Origin of the sequence: Nocardia sp. NPDC051833 (genome assembly GCF_040681225.1) — a bacterium.
Taxonomy (GTDB): domain Bacteria; phylum Actinomycetota; class Actinomycetes; order Mycobacteriales; family Mycobacteriaceae; genus Nocardia.
Map to the genome: position 1 here is coordinate 2,806,897 of NZ_JBFAYK010000001.1, position 17,723 is coordinate 2,824,619.

Below are 17,723 nucleotides of genomic sequence, written 5' to 3' on the forward strand. Positions count from 1 at the left end.
CGACTCCGCCGGGACAATCCGGCGTCTTCCGATACGCTGGGCACCCGTGACCGTCGCATCGTCCCCGGGTAACTCCGATAATTCTGCTTACGACCTGATCGTGGTCGGCTCCGGCTTCTTCGGCCTGACCGTCGCCGAGCGTGCCGCGAACCTGCTGGGCAAGCGGGTGTTGGTGATCGACCGGCGCTACCACCTCGGTGGCAACGCCTACTCCGAGCCGGAGCCCGAAACCGGCATCGAGATCCACAAGTACGGCGCGCATCTGTTCCACACCTCGAACAAGAAGGTGTGGGATTACGTCACCCAGTTCACCGAGTTCACCGGGTACCAGCACCGCGTGTTCGCGCTGCACAAGGGCCAGGCCTACCAGTTCCCGATGGGGCTGGGCCTGATCTCGCAGTTCTTCGGCCGCTACTTCAGCCCCGAAGAGGCCAAGGCGCTGATCGCCGAGCAGGCCGCCGAGGTGGCGACCGCCGACGCGCAGAACCTCGAGGAGAAGGCGATCTCGCTGATCGGGCGCCCGCTCTACGAGGCGTTCGTGCGTGACTACACCGCCAAGCAGTGGCAGACCGACCCGAAGGAACTGCCCGCGGGCAACATCACCCGCCTGCCGGTGCGCTACACCTTCGACAACCGCTACTTCAACGACACCTACGAGGGCCTGCCCAAGGAGGGGTACACGAAGTGGCTGGAGAACATGGCCGCCTCCGACCTCATCGACGTGCGCCTGAACACCGACTGGTTCGACGTGCGTGCGGAGATCGTCGCGGCCAGCCCGGACGCGCCGGTCGTCTACACCGGCCCGCTGGACCACTACTTCGACTACGCCGAGGGCGAGCTGGGCTGGCGCACGATCGACTTCGAGACCGAGGTACTCGAGATCGGCGACTTCCAGGGCACCTCGGTGATGAACTACAACGACGCCGACGCGCCGTACACCCGCATCATCGAGCCGCGCCACTTCCACCCGGAGCGCGACTACCCGACCGACAAGACGGTCATCATGCGCGAGTTCTCCCGCTTCGCGCAGACCGGTGACGAGCCGTACTACCCGATCAACACCCCCGAGGACCGCGCCAAGCTGCTGGCCTACCGCGAGCTCGCCAAGAAGGAGACCGCCGAGAAGAAGGTGCTCTTCGGCGGCCGCCTCGGCACCTACCAGTACCTGGACATGCACATGGCGATCGGTTCGGCGCTGAGCATGTTCGAGAACGTGCTGCGTCCGCACCTGGAGTCCGGCGCGGCTTTGGTGGACGAGGCGTGAGCGCGCAGCCGGTGCTCGACGACGTGACGACGGAGACGCGGGCGAAGGCGCTGCTGCAGCGGATCATCCTGCCCCGGCCGGGCGAGCCGCTCGACGTGCGGACCCTCTACCTGGAGGAATCCACCACCAACGCGCGCCGCGCACACGCCACCAGCCGGACCGCGCTCTCGATCGGCGCGGAGTCGGAGGTGTCGTTCTGCACCTACTTCAACGCGCTGCCCGCCAGCTACTGGCGGCGCTGGAGCGTGCTGAACTCGGTGGTGCTGCGGCTGGAGCTGGCCGGGCACGGCCGCGTCGACGTGTACCGCTCGAAGGCCGACGGCTCGCGAATCCATGTGCAAGGCAAAGAATTCGCCGTCGCCCAGGGCGCGGACTCGGTGTTCGTGGAGTTCGAGACCGATCTCGGCCCGTTCGAGGACGGCGGCTGGATCTGGTTCGACATCACCACCGACACGGCGGTGACGCTGCTGGCCGGCGGCTGGTACGCCCCGCAGGAGGCGCCGGGCACCGGCACCATCGCGGTCGGCATGCCCACCTTCAACCGGCCCACCGACCTGGTCAAGACGCTGGCCGCGCTGGGCTCGGACCCGCTGGTGCTCGGCAATGTCGCCGCGGTGATCGTGGCCGACCAGGGCAATCGCAAGGTCGTCGACGAGCCCGGCTTCACCGAGGCCGCCGCGACGCTGGGTGACCGGCTGAGCATCCACGACCAGCCCAACCTCGGCGGGTCCGGCGGGTACAGCCGGGTCATGTACGAGGCGCTCAAGACCGACGCCGAGTTCATCGTCTACATGGACGACGACATCGAGATCGAACCCGACTCGATCCTGCGCGCGCTGGCGTTCTCCCGGTTCGCCAAGTCGCCGCTGCTGGTCGGCGGGCAGATGCTGAACCTGCAGGAGCGTTCGCACCTGCACAGCATGGGCGAGGTCGTCGATCGCGGGATCTTCATGTGGTCCTCGGCGCCGAACGTCGAGTACGACCACGACTTCTCGAAGTACCCGCTCAAGGACCGCGACAACTCCAAGCTGCTGCACCGGCGCATCGACGTCGACTTCAACGGCTGGTGGACCTGCGTGATCCCGCGGCAGGTGGCCGAGCAGATCGGTCAGCCGCTGCCGCTGTTCCTGAAATGGGACGACGTCGAGTACGGCCTGCGCGCCCGCGTGGCCGGCTACCCGACCATCACCCTGCCGGGTGCGGCCGTGTGGCACATGGCCTGGTCCGACAAGGACGACGCGATCGACTGGCAGGCGTACTTCCACCTGCGCAACCGCCTGGTCGTCGCCTCGCTGCACCTGCCGGGTGACGGCAAGCCGATGATCGTGAACACGGTCAAGGCCACGCTCAAGCACCTGCTGTGCCTGGAGTACTCGACGGTCGCCATCCAGAACGAGGCGATCCGCGACTTCCTGGCCGGTCCGGAGGGTCTGTTCGACCTGCTGCCGAGCGCGCTGGGCAAGATCCACGCGATGCGCAAGGACTACCCGGACGCCGTGGTGCTGCCGTCCTCGACCGAACTGCCGCTGGCCAACCGGCACGGCGTCGGCGCGGTCGGCGAGCCGGGCAACCCGATCGCCAAGGTCGCGCGCCTGGCCAAGGGCGTGGTGCACAACTTCCGCAAGGCCGACCCGGCCGCGCACGACACCCCGCAGCTGAACGTGCCGACGCTGGACGCGCGCTGGTTCCTGCTGTCCCAGGTCGACGGCGTCACCGTGACGACCGCCGACGGCCGTGGCGTCGTCTACCGCAAGCGCGACCCGCGCAAGGCCGCCGAGCTCCTCAAGGAAGCGATGCGCCTGCGCAAGGAGCTCACCGCCCGCTTCCCGGAGATGCAGCAGCGCTACCGGGCCGCGCACGCCGAGCTGACCAGCACGGCGGCGTGGGAGAAGACCTTCGGCCTCAGCCAGAACGGAACCGAGAAGAAGTGAACGCGATCAACCCGGAACTGCCCGAGCTGGAGCTGGCCGAGGAAGGCTGCGGCGGTGAGTGCGCCTGCGCGTGCGGCGACGACGAGTACATCGAGGTGCCGCTCGAGGTCGGCATCATCAACACCGTGCAGACGACCATCGGCACCAACCCGGCCGTCGTCTCGGCCGCGCGCGGCATGTCGCACTTCGGTGAGCACGCGCTGGGCTGGGTCGGCATCGCCGCGGCGGGCTGGCTGGTCGACAAGCCGCGCCGTCGGCAGTGGGCCGGTGTCGCGGTCGGCGCCGTCGGCGCGCACGCCGCGTCGATCGTGATCAAGCGGATCGTCCGGCGCCCGCGCCCGGACAGTCCTGCGGTGCAGGTCAACGTGTCGACGCCGAGCAAGCTGAGCTTCCCGTCCTCGCACGCCACGTCCACCACGGCGGCTGCGGTGTTGCTCGGCCGGTTGACCGGGCTACCCTTGCCAGCGGTGCTCGTGCCTCCGATGCTCCTTTCCCGGGTCGTCCTCGGGGTGCATTACCCTTCCGACGTGCTCGCCGGTTCCGCATTGGGGGCCGCGTCGGCAGCCGCCGTGCTAGCCGCCGAAAAGAGACTCCGACAGTGACCGCAACCGAAAGAACCTTGGCTGAGATGAGCGAAGAACCGTCCGCCGCCGTCCTCGACGAGGGCGTGGTGAAGGGCCCGCCGAAGACTCTGGTCGGCGGTGTCATCAAGGCCATGCGCCCACGTCAGTGGGTGAAGAACGTGCTCGTGCTCGCCGCGCCGCTGGCCGTCGGGCCCGAGGCGATCAGCGACGCCGGCGTGCTCGTGCACGTCGCGATCGCGTTCGTGGTGTTCTGCATGGCGGCCTCGGGTATCTACCTGGTCAACGACTCGCTCGATGTCGAGGCCGACCGGGCGCATCCGACCAAGCGGTTCCGCCCGATCGCGGCGGGCGTCGTCCCGGTCAACCTGGCGTACGCGCTGGCCGTGGTGCTGCTGATCGGCTCGATCGCCGGTTCGTTCCTGGCGTCCTGGCACCTGGCCGTGGTGATGGCCATCTACATCGCCATCCAGCTGGCCTACTGCCTCGGCCTCAAGCACCAGGCCGTGCTCGACATCTGCATCGTGTCCTCGGGCTTCCTGCTGCGCGCCGTCGCCGGTGGCGCGGCCGCCGGCATCGCCCTGTCGCAGTGGTTCCTGCTGATCATGGCGTTCGGTTCGCTGTTCATGGCGGCGGGCAAGCGCTACGCGGAACTGCAGATCGCGCTGGAGACCGGCGCGAAGATCCGCAAGTCGCTGCAGTACTACACGCCGACCTACCTGCGCTTCATCTGGACGCTCGCGGCCACCGCCGTCGTGGTGTTCTACGGCCTCTGGGCGTTCCAGCAGGACTCGGCTCGGGACACCCAGTGGTACTCGATCTCCATGATCCCGTTTACCATCGCAATCCTGCGTTACGCGGTCGACGTCGACGGTGGCGAGGCCGGTGAACCCGAAGAGATCGCGCTGGGGGACCGCATCCTGCAGTTCCTCGCTATTGCCTGGATCGGAGCGGTAGGTGTCGCTGTCTATCTCACCTGACGAGATCGTGGTAGCGGAGCAGGAAACAACCGAATACGAGCGGCTACGCGACGACGAGCAGTCGGCGCGTCCGACCGCCCGTTTCGCGACCCTGTCCCGCGCCACCTTCGTCGGTGGGGTGGTACTCACCGTCGTCGTGTTCGCGGTGGGTGCCTGGCAGCGGCGCTGGATCGCCGACGACGGCCTCATCGTGCTGCGGACGGTGCGCAACCTGCTCGCGGGCAACGGCCCCGTCTTCAACATGGACGAGCGGGTCGAGGCCAACACCAGTACCGCGTGGACCTACCTGGTCTGGTTCTTCAGCTGGCTCACCCAGGCGCGGCTCGAGTACGTGGTGCTCGGCGTCGCGCTGACGGTCTCGCTGCTGGCGATCGTGTTCGCCATGCTCGGCACCGCCCGGCTGTGGGGCGGGACCAGCGGTCAGCTGCTCATCCCGGCGGGCGTGCTCGTCTACATCGCGCTGCCGCCCGCCCGTGACTACGCCACCTCCGGGCTGGAGAGCGGCCTGGTGATCTGCTGGGTCGGGCTGCTGTGGTGGCTGCTGATCCGCTGGAGCCAGGCCGCGGTGGTGCGCGTGCCGAGCTTGCTCGGACTCGTCTTCCTGGCCGGTCTAGCGCCGCTGATCCGGCCGGAGGCCACGCTGATCGGCGTGCTCGCCCTCGGCATGATCTTCCTCGCCCCGATGCCGCGGTTCCGGTACGGCCCGATCGCGCTGCGCGCGCTGATCGTGTTCGTCGCCGGGATCGTGCCGGTGGCCTACCAGATCTGGCGGATGGGCTACTACGGCCTGCCCTACCCGAACACCGCGGTCGCCAAGGACGCGGGCGGGGCCAAGTGGGGCCAGGGCATGAAGTACCTGTGGGACCTGGTCGGCCCGTACTACCTGTGGATTCCGCTGCTCGTGCTGCTGATCGCCGGTGTGGTCACCGCGGTGGCGCGCGGGGTCGCGGTGCGGCCGCGGTGGTCGGTGGCGGCGATCCGGACCTGGCTGCGGTCGCCGAGCGCGGTCGTCACCATGGTGCTGGGCAGCGGCCTGCTGCTGACGGTCTACGCGATCCGCGTCGGCGGTGACTTCATGCACGGCCGGATGCTGCTGACCCAGCTGTTCCTGCTGCTGCTGCCGGTGGCGGTCGTGCCGATCCGGTTGCCGGTCGGCGGGCTGCGGGCGTTCACCCCCCGTGACTGGTCGACCGTGGTCGTGCTGGCCGCGCTGCTGGGCACCGCGGGCTGGTCGCTGTACGCGGCGAGCACCACCGCGATCAAGACCGGCACCAAGATCAGTTCCTCCGGCATCGTCGACGAGCGCGTCTACTACGTGCTCAACACCGGCAAGGATCATCCGATCCTGGCCGAGGACTACCTCGACTACCCGCGCATGCGGGCGATGGTCAACGACATCGCGGCCAACCCCAACGGCGGCCTGCTGCTGAACTCGCCGTCGTACACGTTCTGGTACCTGGACCCGCCGCCGCAGCCGATCCCCGAGGGCGGCGCCGGGCACACGGTCTACTTCCTGAACCTGGGCATGACCAGCATGAACGTGCCGCTGAGCGTGCGCGTCATCGATCCGATGGGCCTGGCCTACCCGCTGGCCGCGCATTCGGACCGGCTCGCCGACGGCCGCATCGGGCACGACAAGAGCCTGTACCCGGACTGGGTGGTCGTCGACTCGGGCATGGTGGACATCCACCCGTGGATGCCCTGGTACATGGACGAGGAGTGGGTCACCCAGGCGCGCACGGCGATGTCGTGCCCGGAAACGCAGGCGCTGATGATCTCCACCCGCGATCCGCTCACCTTCGACCGGTTCAGGCACAACCTGCGTCATGCGCTGAGTTTCGCGAAGTACCGGATCGACCGGGTGCCCAAGTACGAGATCCAGCGCTGCGGATTGGTTGATCCATTCCCCGAGCCGCCGCGCTGAAACGGTCTACATGCGTCACACTGGGCCCACGGGTTATCCGTCGGCTCAGTGGTTACACCCCTGGCCTGGGGTTTCCCAGTGGCGTTCGCCGCTTAATCACTTTTCGGTAACGCCAGGCTATCGATGTCACGATATGGTCTTCGAGGAACGGCCCGTCGGCGCACTGGTGTGCCGGTAGTAAGTCGGCGGTCATTTGCAACCGCGGTTCCGCGCGAACCGCACGAGGAAAGGCCCAAAACAGAATGCGTGGCGGACGTCTCAGAGCCCGGGGAGCCGGCTGGCTCAAGCGGTCGATGCTTCTCTCCCTGGCTGTTGTCCTACCGCTCGGTGCGGCGGTGGCCGGCCCGACCGGCACCGCTTCGGCGGCGTTCGATCCCAGTGGCTTCGACTTCTGGGTCGACTCCGAGATGGGCCCGATCAAGAACCGGATCTTCCGCGCGGCCGACGGCAACACCGGTCGCGTCGTGTACGCGCTCGACGGCATGCGGGCCCGCGACGACCTCAGCGGCTGGGAGATCGACACCAATGTCGCCCGGGCGCTGACCGCGGCCAACATCAATGTCGTCATGCCGGTCGGCGGCCAGTCCAGCTTCTATGCCGACTGGAACGCCCCGAGCAACTTCTTCGGTCTCGACACCGGCTCGGGCGGCAGCTCGACCGGTTCGGCGGCCACCGGGTCCGCGATGACGGGCTCGTCGATCGCGCCTGCCCAGGTCGCGGGCAAGAAGAACACCTACAAGTGGGAAAGCTACCTGACCGGCAACCTGCGCAACGCGCTGTCGGCCCGGCTCGGCTTCAACCCCAACAACAACGGTGTGTTCGGTCTGTCGATGGGTGGCTCGGCCGCGCTGACGCTGGCCGCCTACCACCCGGACCAGTTCAGCTTCGCCGGTTCGTTCTCCGGCTACCTGAACATCTCGGCGCCGGGTATGCGTGAGGCGATGCGGGTGGCGATGGTCTCCGCCGGTGGCTTCAACATCGACGCCATGGCGCCGCCGTGGGGCCCGCAGTGGCTGCGGATGGACCCGTTCGTCTTCGCGCCGCGGCTGGTGGCCAACGGCACCCGCGTGTGGGTGTCGGCGGCCAGCGGTATCCCGGGCGCCGGTGACGTGTCCAACCCGATGGAGATCGTCCAGGGTGTGCCGCTGGAGCTGCTCGCGATGGTGAACAGCCGCGCCTTCCAGGTGCGCATGGCCACCCTCGGCGGCGGCAACGCGAACTTCGACTTCCCGCTCACCGGCGTGCACAACTGGCGCAACTGGGAGACCGAGGTCAACCGCATGATCCCGGATCTGTCGGCCAACATCGGCTAGCTCGATCCGCTCGAAGACGAACCGCCCGGTGCCTTACGCACCGGGCGGTTTTCTTCGTTTCCGTCACGATCCGACTGATAGCCGGTGACGAATTACGTGCGGCAGGTCACCGTGAGTTGTGCTCTGGGTCACTTTCCAGCAACATGTAAGCATTCGTCATTGATTCATACACAGTGAGCATGCGTCGAGGTTGATTCGTCCGTTTTGCCCTGGATTGATCGCTTTCGACGCCCGATGAGGGATCCGACGGTATAGCTCGGGGTTTGCGCTGTCGGTTCAGCCGAGAAAGGTCTAGTCGAATGCGAACACTGCGCTGGAAGCGTCGGCCCGTGAAGACCGCAGCCCCCGGATCGTGGGCTCGGCGCTGGGCCGCCGGCGTATCCATGGCACTGCTGGTGCCGATCGGAACGGTCATCGCGGGCGGCGCCGCCCCCGCGTCCGCCGGATTCAACCCCGCCGCCTTCGACTTCTGGGTCGACTCCGGGATGGGCCCGATCAAGACGCGCATTCTCCCGGCGCGAAACGGCAATACCAATCGCGTCGCCTACGTCCTCGACGGCATGCGCGCGCCGGAGAACCTCAACGGCTGGGAGATCGAAACGGATATCCCGAATGCGCTCGCCGCGGCGGATATCAACGTGGTGATGCCGGTCGGCGGTATGTCGAGCTTCTATGCCGACTGGAACTCGCCCAGCGAATTCTTCGGTATTGCCGGTAACGGCGCGCCGAACGCGGGCTCCGGCGCGGCCAACGCGCTCTCCGGCGGGCCCGGCAAGAGCTACCGGTACCAGTGGGAATCGTTCCTCACCAACGATCTGCCGAACGCCCTCGCCGGCCGGCTCGGCTTCAGCCGCCACCGCAACGGGGTGTTCGGGCTGTCGATGGGTGGCTCGGCCGCGCTGACGCTGGCCGCCTACCACCCGGATCAGTTCTCCTTCGCCGGCGCGTTCTCCGGCTACCTGAACATCTCGGCACCCGGCATGCGCGAGGCAATCCGCATCGCCATGCTGGACGCGGGCGGCTACAACGTCGACTCGATGGCGCCGCCGTGGGGCCCGCAGTGGCTGCGGATGGACCCGTTCGTCTTCGCCCCGAATCTGGTCGGCAACAACACCCGGCTCTGGGTCGCCGCGGCCTCGGGCCTGCCGACCGGTACCGACGGCCCGAACATGAACACCGTCAACGGCATGGCGCTGGAGGCGCTGGCGCTGGCCAACACGCGCGCCTTCGAGGTCAGGATGGCGACGCTCGGCGCCCGCAATGTCGTCTACTCGTACCCGGCGTTCGGCATCCACGCCTGGAACAACTGGAACGACGAGGCGCTGCGGATGATCCCGGATATGTCGAACAACATCGGCTGACGCCTGTCGCCCGAGACAACCAGAACGCCCGGTGCATTCGTGCACCGGGCGTTTGTTTTCCGAGTGGAATCGTGGCCGAACCGGATGTTCACGGGTGCTGACCTGCTCGGCTCGACAGACCGGCTCTCCGGTTTAATACCGGCGAGTTCCGTTGCCCTTGCAAGTAATTCGTGGGTCGAATATCCTCCAGCGAGCGAAAGTGTGACCAGATCGTTGTTTCACCTGTCTGATCGGCCGGACTGTCGGGATCCGGGCCGATGTCGGAGACGGGTCTGGCATGCCACAACAGCAGAAAGAGAGCGGAATTCACATGCGTTTCGGCAAGGCCGCCGCGCCGAAGGGTGACCAGCCGGGCACGTCCCGGGGAGTTGCACCTCGCGGTTGGCGTAATCGAATTCTAGCTGTCGGCGCCGCAGCCCTCGTGCTGCCGATCGCCGCAGGGGCGGCCCCGATGGCGTTCGCCGCCCCCGCGTCCGTGCCGGCGCTGCGCGCGCCCGCCGGTGGCTACGAAGAGCTGATGGTGCCGTCGAAGATGGGCCCGGTGAAGGTCCAGGTGCAGTGGGCGCGCAACGGTGGCAACGCCGCGCTCTACCTGCTCGACGGCCTGCGCGCCCGCGACGACCGCAACGCCTGGTCCTTCGAGACCAACGCGATGCAGCAGTTCGCAGGCGACAACGTCACCCTGGTGATGCCGGTCGGTGGCCAGTCCAGCTGGTACGCCGACTGGACCGCGGCCTCGAACACCAACGGCCAGAAGACCACCTACAAGTGGGAGACCTTCCTGACCGAGGAGCTGCCGGCCTTCCTCGAGGGCTACGGCGTCTCCCGCAAGAACAACGCGGTGCTCGGCCTGTCGATGAGTGGCCCGGCCGCCCTGCGTCTCGCCGCCCTGCACCGCGACCAGTTCAAGCACGCGTCCTCGCTCTCGGGCCCGCTGAACTGGGGTGCCCCCGGCATGCGTGAGGCCATCCGCGTGATGATGCTCGACGCCGGCCGCTTCAACGTCGACTCCATGGCCGCTCCGTGGAGCCCGGCGTGGCTGCGGATGGACCCGATGGTCTTCGCGCCCGAGCTGCGTGGCCTGCCGATGTTCATCTCCTCGGCCAACGGCCTGCCCGGCCAGCACGATCGTCCGGCCGGCCTCGGCGGCATGTACAACACCGCCAACGCCATGGGCATCGAGGCCATCTCGTTCGTCAGCACGCTGGCGTTCCAGAGCCGCCTGAAGTCGCTCGGCATCGCCGCCACCTTCGACTTCCCGGCCAACGGCACCCACTCCTGGAAGTACTGGGAGGACCAGCTGTGGAAGGCGCGTCCGCAGATCCTGGGCGCGCTGGGCGCCTGATAGTTTCCGCCCAGCAACGCTGAGAAGACCGGTTCACCCGCAGGGTGAGCCGGTCTTTTTGCTGTGCGGGGCGCTCGCGTGTCCTCCCGGGTTATCGGCCGGTACTGCGGTACAACGAACGATGAGGCAGTCCCAGGGCGGGGATGAGGAGGGTCGCGCGTGTTGAAACATCGTGTCCGAGCGCCGATGCGGCGGATCCTCGGTATGGCCGCCATGACCGCGGCCCTGCTCGCGCCGACGGTCGCGGTGCCCGCCCACGCGCAGGCGCAGACCGGCGTCGCCGGGGTGCAGCGGGTGGAATGGCTCTCTGATCGCCGGGTGGCGATGTGGGTGTACTCGCCCGCCATGAACACGCCGATCCAGGTGCAGATGCTGCTGGCGCGCGACTGGAATGTCCGTCCCGACGCGAAGTTCCCGATGATGCTGATGCTGGACGGCCTGCGCGCCCAGGACGACGAGAACGGCTGGACCAAGGACGCCGACGCCGAGGGCTTCTACGCCGACAAGAACGTCAACGTGGTGCTGCCGGTCGGCGGCCAGTCCAGCTGGTACTCCGATTGGCTCGCGCCCGACAACGGCCACACCTACAAGTGGGAGACCTTCCTGACCAAGGAGCTCCCGCCGATCCTCGAACGCGATTGGCGCACCACGGAAGTGCGTGGCGTGCAGGGCCTTTCGATGGGCGGCACGGCCGCGATGAACCTGGCGGGCCGCAATCCCGGCCTGATGAAGTACGTGGCCTCGTACTCGGGCCTGCTGACCACGACGACGCTCGGCATGCCGCAGGCGATCACCTTCGCCAACAAGGACGCCGGTGGCTTCGACGCGGTGTCGATGTGGGGCCCGCCCGGTGGGCCGGAGTGGGCGGCGCACGATCCGTATCTGCTGGCCGACAAACTCAAAGGCGTCAGCATGTACGTCTCCAGCGGCAGCGGCCTTGCGGGCAATCACGATCAGCTGGGCGAGGTGCCGCTGCTGAGCGAGAACTGGGCCGGGACCGGCCTGGAGATCCTGGCGCGGCTGTCGACCGAGAACTTCGTCGCCAAGCTGGAGAAGCTGGCGATCCCGGTGCAGGCGAACTACCGTCCCGCGGGCACGCACACGTGGCCGTACTGGGATTTCGAGATGCGGCAGTCCTGGCCGCAGGCCGCCGCCGCGCTCGGCACCGATCCCGGCGGCACCACCTGCGGCACCGGCGGCGCGATCGGCCCGGCCGCCCAGGCCGCGGCCTGGCTGGGCAACTGCCTGACGGCGGAATACCCGGTGGCGGCGGGCATGGTGCAGGACTTCCAGAACGGGAAGGTGTTCCACTCCGCGGCGACCGGCGCGCACGCGGTCGGTGGCCGGATCGGCGGCACCTACGCCGGGGTCGGCGGGCCGACATCGCCGCTGGGCCTGCCGACCGGGGACGAACAGGGCCTGCCCGACGGCCGTGGCCGCATGCAGACCTTCGAGGGCGGCTCGATCTACTGGACGCCGCAGACCGGCGCGCAGGTGATGCGCGGCGCGTTCCTGGAGGAGTGGGGCAAGCAGGGCTACGAGCGCGGTCCGGCCGGGTATCCCGTCGCGGCCGAGGCGCGCACGCCCAGCCGCGACGGCTCGGTGCAGGCCTTCGAGCACGGCCCGATGTTCTACAGCCCGGCCACCGGCGCGCACCGGGTGCAGGGCTTCATCCTGGACAAGTACGCGGCGCTGGGCTTCGAGACCAGCCCGCTGGGCTTCCCGACGGCCGAGGAGGCGCCGCTGAAGGATCTCGGCCGGTACAGCCGGTTCGAGGGCGGCAACATCTACTGGAGTCCGCTCTCGGGCGCGTGGTCGGTGCGCAACGGCGCGGTCGCCGACGCCTGGGGTGCGCAGGGGTTCGAGAACGGCAGGCTGGGGTATCCGGTCAGCGACGAATTCACCGTCCCCGGCGGGATCCAGCAGAATTTTCAGACCGGGTTCATCGTGGTGCGGGACGGCAAATCCGAAGTTCACGGGGTGTGAGCCCGGACTGAGAACTCTCTGAGCTTCGCCGCGCGGTACCCGGCCGCCCCGGATGTCCGGCTAGCCTGGTCTGCGACCGCTTCCCTGACGAACGATCGAGGAAAGACATCTTCATGCATCGGATTCCTGGCAAGCTTGCCGGATCGGTCGCGGCCCTGGCTGCCGTCGCCCTGCTGTCCGCCTGTGGTGGCAACGATTCGACCGCGTCGCAGACGCCCACTCTCTCCTCGAGCGCGAGCGCCGCCGCCTCGGCCACGTCCCAGGCACCCGCGGCCGGTGACCACGGCGACCACGCGACCACGTCGAGCGCCGCGCCGGAGACCACCACCGCGCCCGAGCAGCCCCAGGCCGCGCCGGAGACCACGCCCGCGTCCACGCCCGCCTCCGACAAGGACAAGGCGTTCCTGGCCGAGCTGAGCAAGAACGGGATCACCCCGGCCAGCCCGGATATCGCCCTGACCGCGGCGGGCTACATCTGCTCCAGCCGCGCCACCGGTGCCTCCGATGCCGATATCGCCCCGTACGTCGCGGCGATCGCCGGTACCGACACCGCGTTCGACCAGTCCAAGATGGACGTCAACAAGGCAGCCCAGATCTACATCGCCGCCGCGACCTCCACCTACTGCTAGTGAACCCCCGACCGACGCGACGCACCCGCAGGCTCTGGCCCGCGGGGTGCCTGACCGTGCTGGCGCTGTTCGTCCTGGCGATCATCGTCATCGTGCTGCTCTGGTATCTGCTCGCAGGCCGGTTGCGGGAGCCCGGGCCGACGCCGCCCGGACCGCCGCCACCGACGTCGCAGTCGGCGGACTGTCCCGATGTGATGCTGCTCTCGATCCCCGGCACCTGGGAGTCGGCGAGCAACGACGATCCGTACAACCCGCAGGCCAACCCGATCTCGCTGATGCTCAGCGTGTCGGGGCCGCTGCGGGCGCAGTTCCCGGACAACCGGCTCGAGGTCTACACGGTGCCCTACGTGGCCCAGTTCTCGAACCCGATCGCGTTCCCGCCGGACGGCCAGGCCTCCTACAACAACAGCCGCACCGAGGGCACCGCGCGGGCGACCGACATCCTGGCCCAGCGGCACAAGCAGTGCCCGCTGACCACCTACGTCATCGCCGGTTTCTCGCAGGGTGCCGTCATCGCCGGTGACGTGGCCGCGCAGATCGGCATGGGCAACGGCCCGGTCCCGGCCGACAAGGTGCTCGGCGTGACGGTGATCGCCGACGGCCGCCGCACCGCCGACACCGGCCCCGGCCAGCCCACCGAGATCGGTGACCCGCCGCCGACCGGCCAGGGCGCCGAGGTGGCGCTCAAGGGGATCAACGTGCCCGGCATCAGCATGACCGGCCCGCGGCCCGGTGGTTTCGGCTCGCTGGCCCCGAAGGTGAACTCGATCTGCGCGCCCGGCGACATGATCTGCGACGCCCCGCGCGAGGCCCTCAACCCGGCCAACGCGCTGGGCAGCCTCGGCGCGCTGATCCGCTCGGCGGGCAATCCGGTGCACGCGCTCTACGCCACCAACACCGTGGACGGACAGGGCACCACCGCCACCCAGTGGACGGTGAACTGGGCGGCCGGACTCATCGAGAACGCGCCGCACCCACCGCATTCCTGAGCGGTGACTGGCGGAGTTGTCACAGTCACAGCGGGTGTGTGATTGCCATGGATCATGCCTCGCTGTGACATCCGCACTCCCATTCGCCCTCACGCTGTAAAGTGCGCTGATGATCGCGCCGTCTTCTCTGCTACCGCGGAGTAGCCGGTGGCCCGAATACACCGCCTAGCACGCCCAGCGTGCAACAGCCAGGAGCGATGAGTTCATGACCGAAGCTGCCGCACCCGTCGGTGAGTTGACCGCGCTGGGTACGCCGCTGCGTCCGTTCCGCTTCGCGGCGGCCGGCGAGGGCAACAAGCAGGAGGGCGGCGCACGCAAGTTCGTCCAGACTGCGCAGCAGGCCGAGGAGATGGGGTACGACACCTTCGTCGTCCCCGATCACCTGGGCGACCAGATCGGTCCGATCGCCGCGCTCGGCGCGCTCACCCAGGCGACCGACAAGATCCGGCTCGGCACCTCGGTGCTGGCCAACGGCTTCCGGCACCCGGTCGTGCTGGCCAAGGATCTGGCCACCATCGACGTGCTGTCCAAGGGCAGGCTCGAGGTCGGCGTCGGCGCGGGCTGGATCAAGGAAGAGTTCGAGAACGCGGGCATCCCGTACGAGCGTCCCGGCGTCCGGCTGGAGAAGCTCGACGAGTCGCTGACCATCCTGGACACGCTGCTGCGCGGCCAGGAGTGCAACTTCGAGGGCAAGCACTACCAGGTGCGTGGCATCAAGGGCACCCCCCGACCGCGGCAGGGCCCTCGTCCCCCGCTGTGCACCGGCGGCGGTGGCCCGAAGATGCTGGCGCTGGCGGCCAAGCACGCCGACATCGTCTCGATCGTCCCGCAGACCACCAAGAACGGTAAGGGCCTGCTGTCCGGCATCACGCTGGAGAAGACGATCGAGAAGGTCAACATCGTCAAGGAGGCTGCCGGCGACCGGTTCGCCGACATCGAACTGAACTGGGCGATCACCGCGATCGTCATCACCGACGACCGGGAGAAGACCGCGGAGATGGCGCTGCGCGCGATCGAACGCGGCCTGCACCCCGATCTCGAGGTCGACGTGGAGCTCACCGCCGAGCAGATCCTCAGTTCGCCCTACATCGCCATCGGCACCTTCGAGGAGATCGCCGAACAGGTCAAGCGTGTGCGCGAACTCACGTCGATGTCGTATGTGGGCATCTTCCCCACCCAGATGGACGCTTTCGCGCCTGTCATTCCGCTGCTGCGGGAGGACTGAGCGGGGGTTCTCTGTAACATGACTCTGGTTTGAGAACATCTAGCCGATAGCGGTCACCGCGCAGACCGCTCGAAAATCCGCAGGTTGTCAGGATCCACGCACGGCGTGTTCCGGGGGCCGGTGGCGATAGCGAGTCGGGGCCTCACGGGTCTCAACGCCGTAATGCGTTGGGAAAATTCACCGGTGTCCGGGCCTCGGAGGAGAAGAAGGAATGGAAGAGACTTTCGACGACTACCTGGACGAGACCGGGAACCTTGTGATTCCCGAGGGTCGGACCCTGGTCGATCACGTCGAGAAGCACACCCGTAACGATGCGAACACGCTCGCGTACCGCTACATCGACTACTCGCGGGAACGCGACGGCGAGGTGCACGAGCTGACCTGGCAGGAGTTCGGAGTTCGGCTGCGCGCGGTGGCCGCTCGCCTGCAGCAGGTGACCAACCCGGGTGACCGGGTCGCGATCCTCGCGCCGCAGGGCCTGGACTACGTGATCTCCTTCTTCGCGGCGATCTACGCGGGCACCATCTCGGTGCCGCTGTTCGACCCGGACGAGCCGGGCCACACCGACCGGCTGCACGCCGTGCTCGGTGACTGTGAGCCCTCGGCGATCCTCACCGCGACCTCCTCGGCCGCCGGTGTCCGTCAGTTCTTCCGCTCGCTGCCCGCCGCGCAGCGCCCGCGGATCATCGCGGTCGACGCGATCCCGGACACCCTCGGTGATTCCTGGGTCCGCCCCGACACCGCGATCGACGACATCGCCTACCTGCAGTACACCTCGGGTTCGACCCGGGTGCCCGCCGGTGTGGAGATCACGCACCGCGCGGTCGGCACCAACCTGCTGCAGATGATCAACTCGCTGAACATGAACGAGAACTCGCGCGGTGTCACCTGGCTGCCGCTGTTCCACGACATGGGCCTGCTGACGGTGATCCTGCCCGCGGTCGGCGGCAAGTTCATCACCATCATGTCGCCGAGCGCGTTCGTGCGCCGCCCCTCGCGCTGGATCAACGAGCTGGCCGCCGTCTCCGACGGCGCGGGCACGTTCGCGGCCGCCCCGAACTTCGCGTTCGAGCACGCCGCGGCCCGTGGTGTGCCGAAGGCGGGCGAGTCGCTCGACCTGTCGAACGTCATCGGCCTGATCAACGGTTCCGAGCCGGTGACGGTCTCGTCGATGAAGAAGTTCAACGAGGCGTTCGCCCCGTTCGGCCTGCCCAAGACCGCCATCAAGCCCTGCTACGGCATGGCGGAGGCGACGCTGTTCGTCTCGGCGACCAAGGCCGAGGACGAGGCCAAGTACATCTACGTCGATCGCGACGAGCTCAACCGGGGCCGGATGGTCCGGGTCGACCCGTCGGCCGAGAACGCCATCGCGCAGGTCTCCTGCGGTTACGTCGGTCTGTCGCAGTGGGCCGCGATCGTCGATCCCGAGTCGGTGGAAAGCGCCGACGGCGGCCGTGAGCTGGCCGACGGGCAGGTCGGCGAGATCTGGCTGCACGGCAACAACATGGGCATCGGCTACTGGGGACGCCCGGACGAGTCGACCAAGACCTTCCGCAACCGGGTCACCGACCGGCAGCCGGGCGGGCACGCCGAGGGCACCGACGCCGACGCGAACTGGATGCGCACCGGCGACTTCGGCGTCTACTTCGAGGGTGAGCTCTACATCACCGGTCGCGTCAAGGACCTGGTGATCGTCGACGGCCGCAACCACTACCCGCAGGATCTGGAGTACTCCGCGCAGGAGGCGTCCAAGGCACTGCGCCCCGGTTTCGTCGCCGCCTTCGCGGTGCCCGCCAACCAGCTGCCCGCCGAGGTCTTCGCGGCCGACAGCCACTCCGGCCTGAAGTTCGACGCCGACGACGCGTCCGAGCAGCTGGTCATCGTGGCCGAACGCGGTCCCGGCGCGGGCAAGGCCGACCCGGCCCCGATCGCCGACGCGGTGCGCGCTGCGGTCTCGCTGCGGCACGGTGTGACCGCTCGTGACATCCTGCTCGTACCCGCGGGTTCCATCCCGCGTACCTCCAGCGGAAAGATCGCCCGGCGGGCCTGCAAGGCCGCCTACCTCGAGGGAACGCTGCGCGGTGGTTACACCCAGCAGGCTTTCCCCGATGCACCGGAAGAGTAATCGGCCGACCGGATCGGATCGACGCCCGGCGTGAGCGCACGTCGGGCGTCATTCCACGGCGCGCCCTGTA

Annotated in this window: 13 protein-coding genes; all 13 read left to right on the forward strand. The window is 68.2% G+C overall.

Annotated elements, in window-relative coordinates; translation table 11 throughout:
- Positions 1-46 precede the first annotated feature (46 nt).
- On the forward strand, positions 47-1,264 hold the full coding sequence (gene glf, locus AB0L91_RS12730) for a UDP-galactopyranose mutase (RefSeq protein ID WP_357345773.1): 1,218 nt from the start codon (positions 47-49) through the stop codon (positions 1,262-1,264).
- Complete coding sequence (locus AB0L91_RS12735; RefSeq protein ID WP_365009563.1) at positions 1,261-3,195, forward strand: glycosyltransferase; 1,935 nt, start codon at positions 1,261-1,263, stop codon at positions 3,193-3,195. Before glf ends, AB0L91_RS12735 begins: the two co-directional genes overlap by 4 nt.
- Before the next feature lie 89 nt (positions 3,196-3,284).
- Entirely contained in the window at positions 3,285-3,797 is a 513-nt protein-coding gene (locus AB0L91_RS12740) for a phosphatase PAP2 family protein (protein ID WP_355283672.1), read from the forward strand.
- Positions 3,798-3,823: 26 nt separating this feature from the next.
- The gene (locus AB0L91_RS12745; protein ID WP_365009564.1) at positions 3,824-4,756 is read left to right on the forward strand and encodes a decaprenyl-phosphate phosphoribosyltransferase; all 933 of its coding nucleotides are present in this window, start codon (positions 3,824-3,826) and stop codon (positions 4,754-4,756) included.
- Positions 4,734-6,680 carry a flagellar motor control protein ZomB gene (zomB, locus tag AB0L91_RS12750; protein ID WP_357345779.1) on the forward strand — a complete coding sequence of 649 codons (1,947 nt, stop codon included), beginning with the start codon at positions 4,734-4,736 and terminating at the stop codon, positions 6,678-6,680. The genes AB0L91_RS12745 and zomB overlap by 23 nt, the downstream gene beginning before the upstream one ends.
- Before the next feature lie 242 nt (positions 6,681-6,922).
- Entirely contained in the window at positions 6,923-7,993 is a 1,071-nt protein-coding gene (locus AB0L91_RS12755) for an alpha/beta hydrolase family protein (protein ID WP_218721226.1), read from the forward strand.
- 299 nt (positions 7,994-8,292) lie between these two features.
- Complete coding sequence (locus tag AB0L91_RS12760; RefSeq protein WP_355283639.1) at positions 8,293-9,354, forward strand: alpha/beta hydrolase family protein; 1,062 nt, start codon at positions 8,293-8,295, stop codon at positions 9,352-9,354.
- A gap of 310 nt (positions 9,355-9,664) precedes the next feature.
- Positions 9,665-10,699, forward strand: a complete 1,035-nt coding sequence (locus AB0L91_RS12765) for an alpha/beta hydrolase family protein (protein WP_365011277.1) — start codon at positions 9,665-9,667, stop codon at positions 10,697-10,699.
- 204 nt (positions 10,700-10,903) lie between these two features.
- Positions 10,904-12,685 (forward strand): alpha/beta hydrolase-fold protein, encoded by a 1,782-nt coding sequence (locus AB0L91_RS12770; protein ID WP_365011278.1) that lies wholly within the window; start codon positions 10,904-10,906, stop codon positions 12,683-12,685.
- A 113-nt stretch (positions 12,686-12,798) separates the two neighbouring features.
- Positions 12,799-13,314 (forward strand): DUF732 domain-containing protein, encoded by a 516-nt coding sequence (locus AB0L91_RS12775; RefSeq protein ID WP_365009568.1) that lies wholly within the window; start codon positions 12,799-12,801, stop codon positions 13,312-13,314.
- Complete coding sequence (locus AB0L91_RS12780; protein WP_365009570.1) at positions 13,314-14,303, forward strand: cutinase family protein; 990 nt, start codon at positions 13,314-13,316, stop codon at positions 14,301-14,303. The genes AB0L91_RS12775 and AB0L91_RS12780 overlap by 1 nt, the downstream gene beginning before the upstream one ends.
- A 205-nt stretch (positions 14,304-14,508) precedes the next feature.
- The gene (locus tag AB0L91_RS12785) at positions 14,509-15,528 is read left to right on the forward strand and encodes an LLM class F420-dependent oxidoreductase (protein WP_357345785.1); all 1,020 of its coding nucleotides are present in this window, start codon (positions 14,509-14,511) and stop codon (positions 15,526-15,528) included.
- A gap of 211 nt (positions 15,529-15,739) precedes the next feature.
- Complete coding sequence (gene fadD32, locus AB0L91_RS12790; RefSeq protein WP_365009572.1) at positions 15,740-17,653, forward strand: long-chain-fatty-acid--AMP ligase FadD32; 1,914 nt, start codon at positions 15,740-15,742, stop codon at positions 17,651-17,653.
- Positions 17,654-17,723 lie beyond the last annotated feature (70 nt).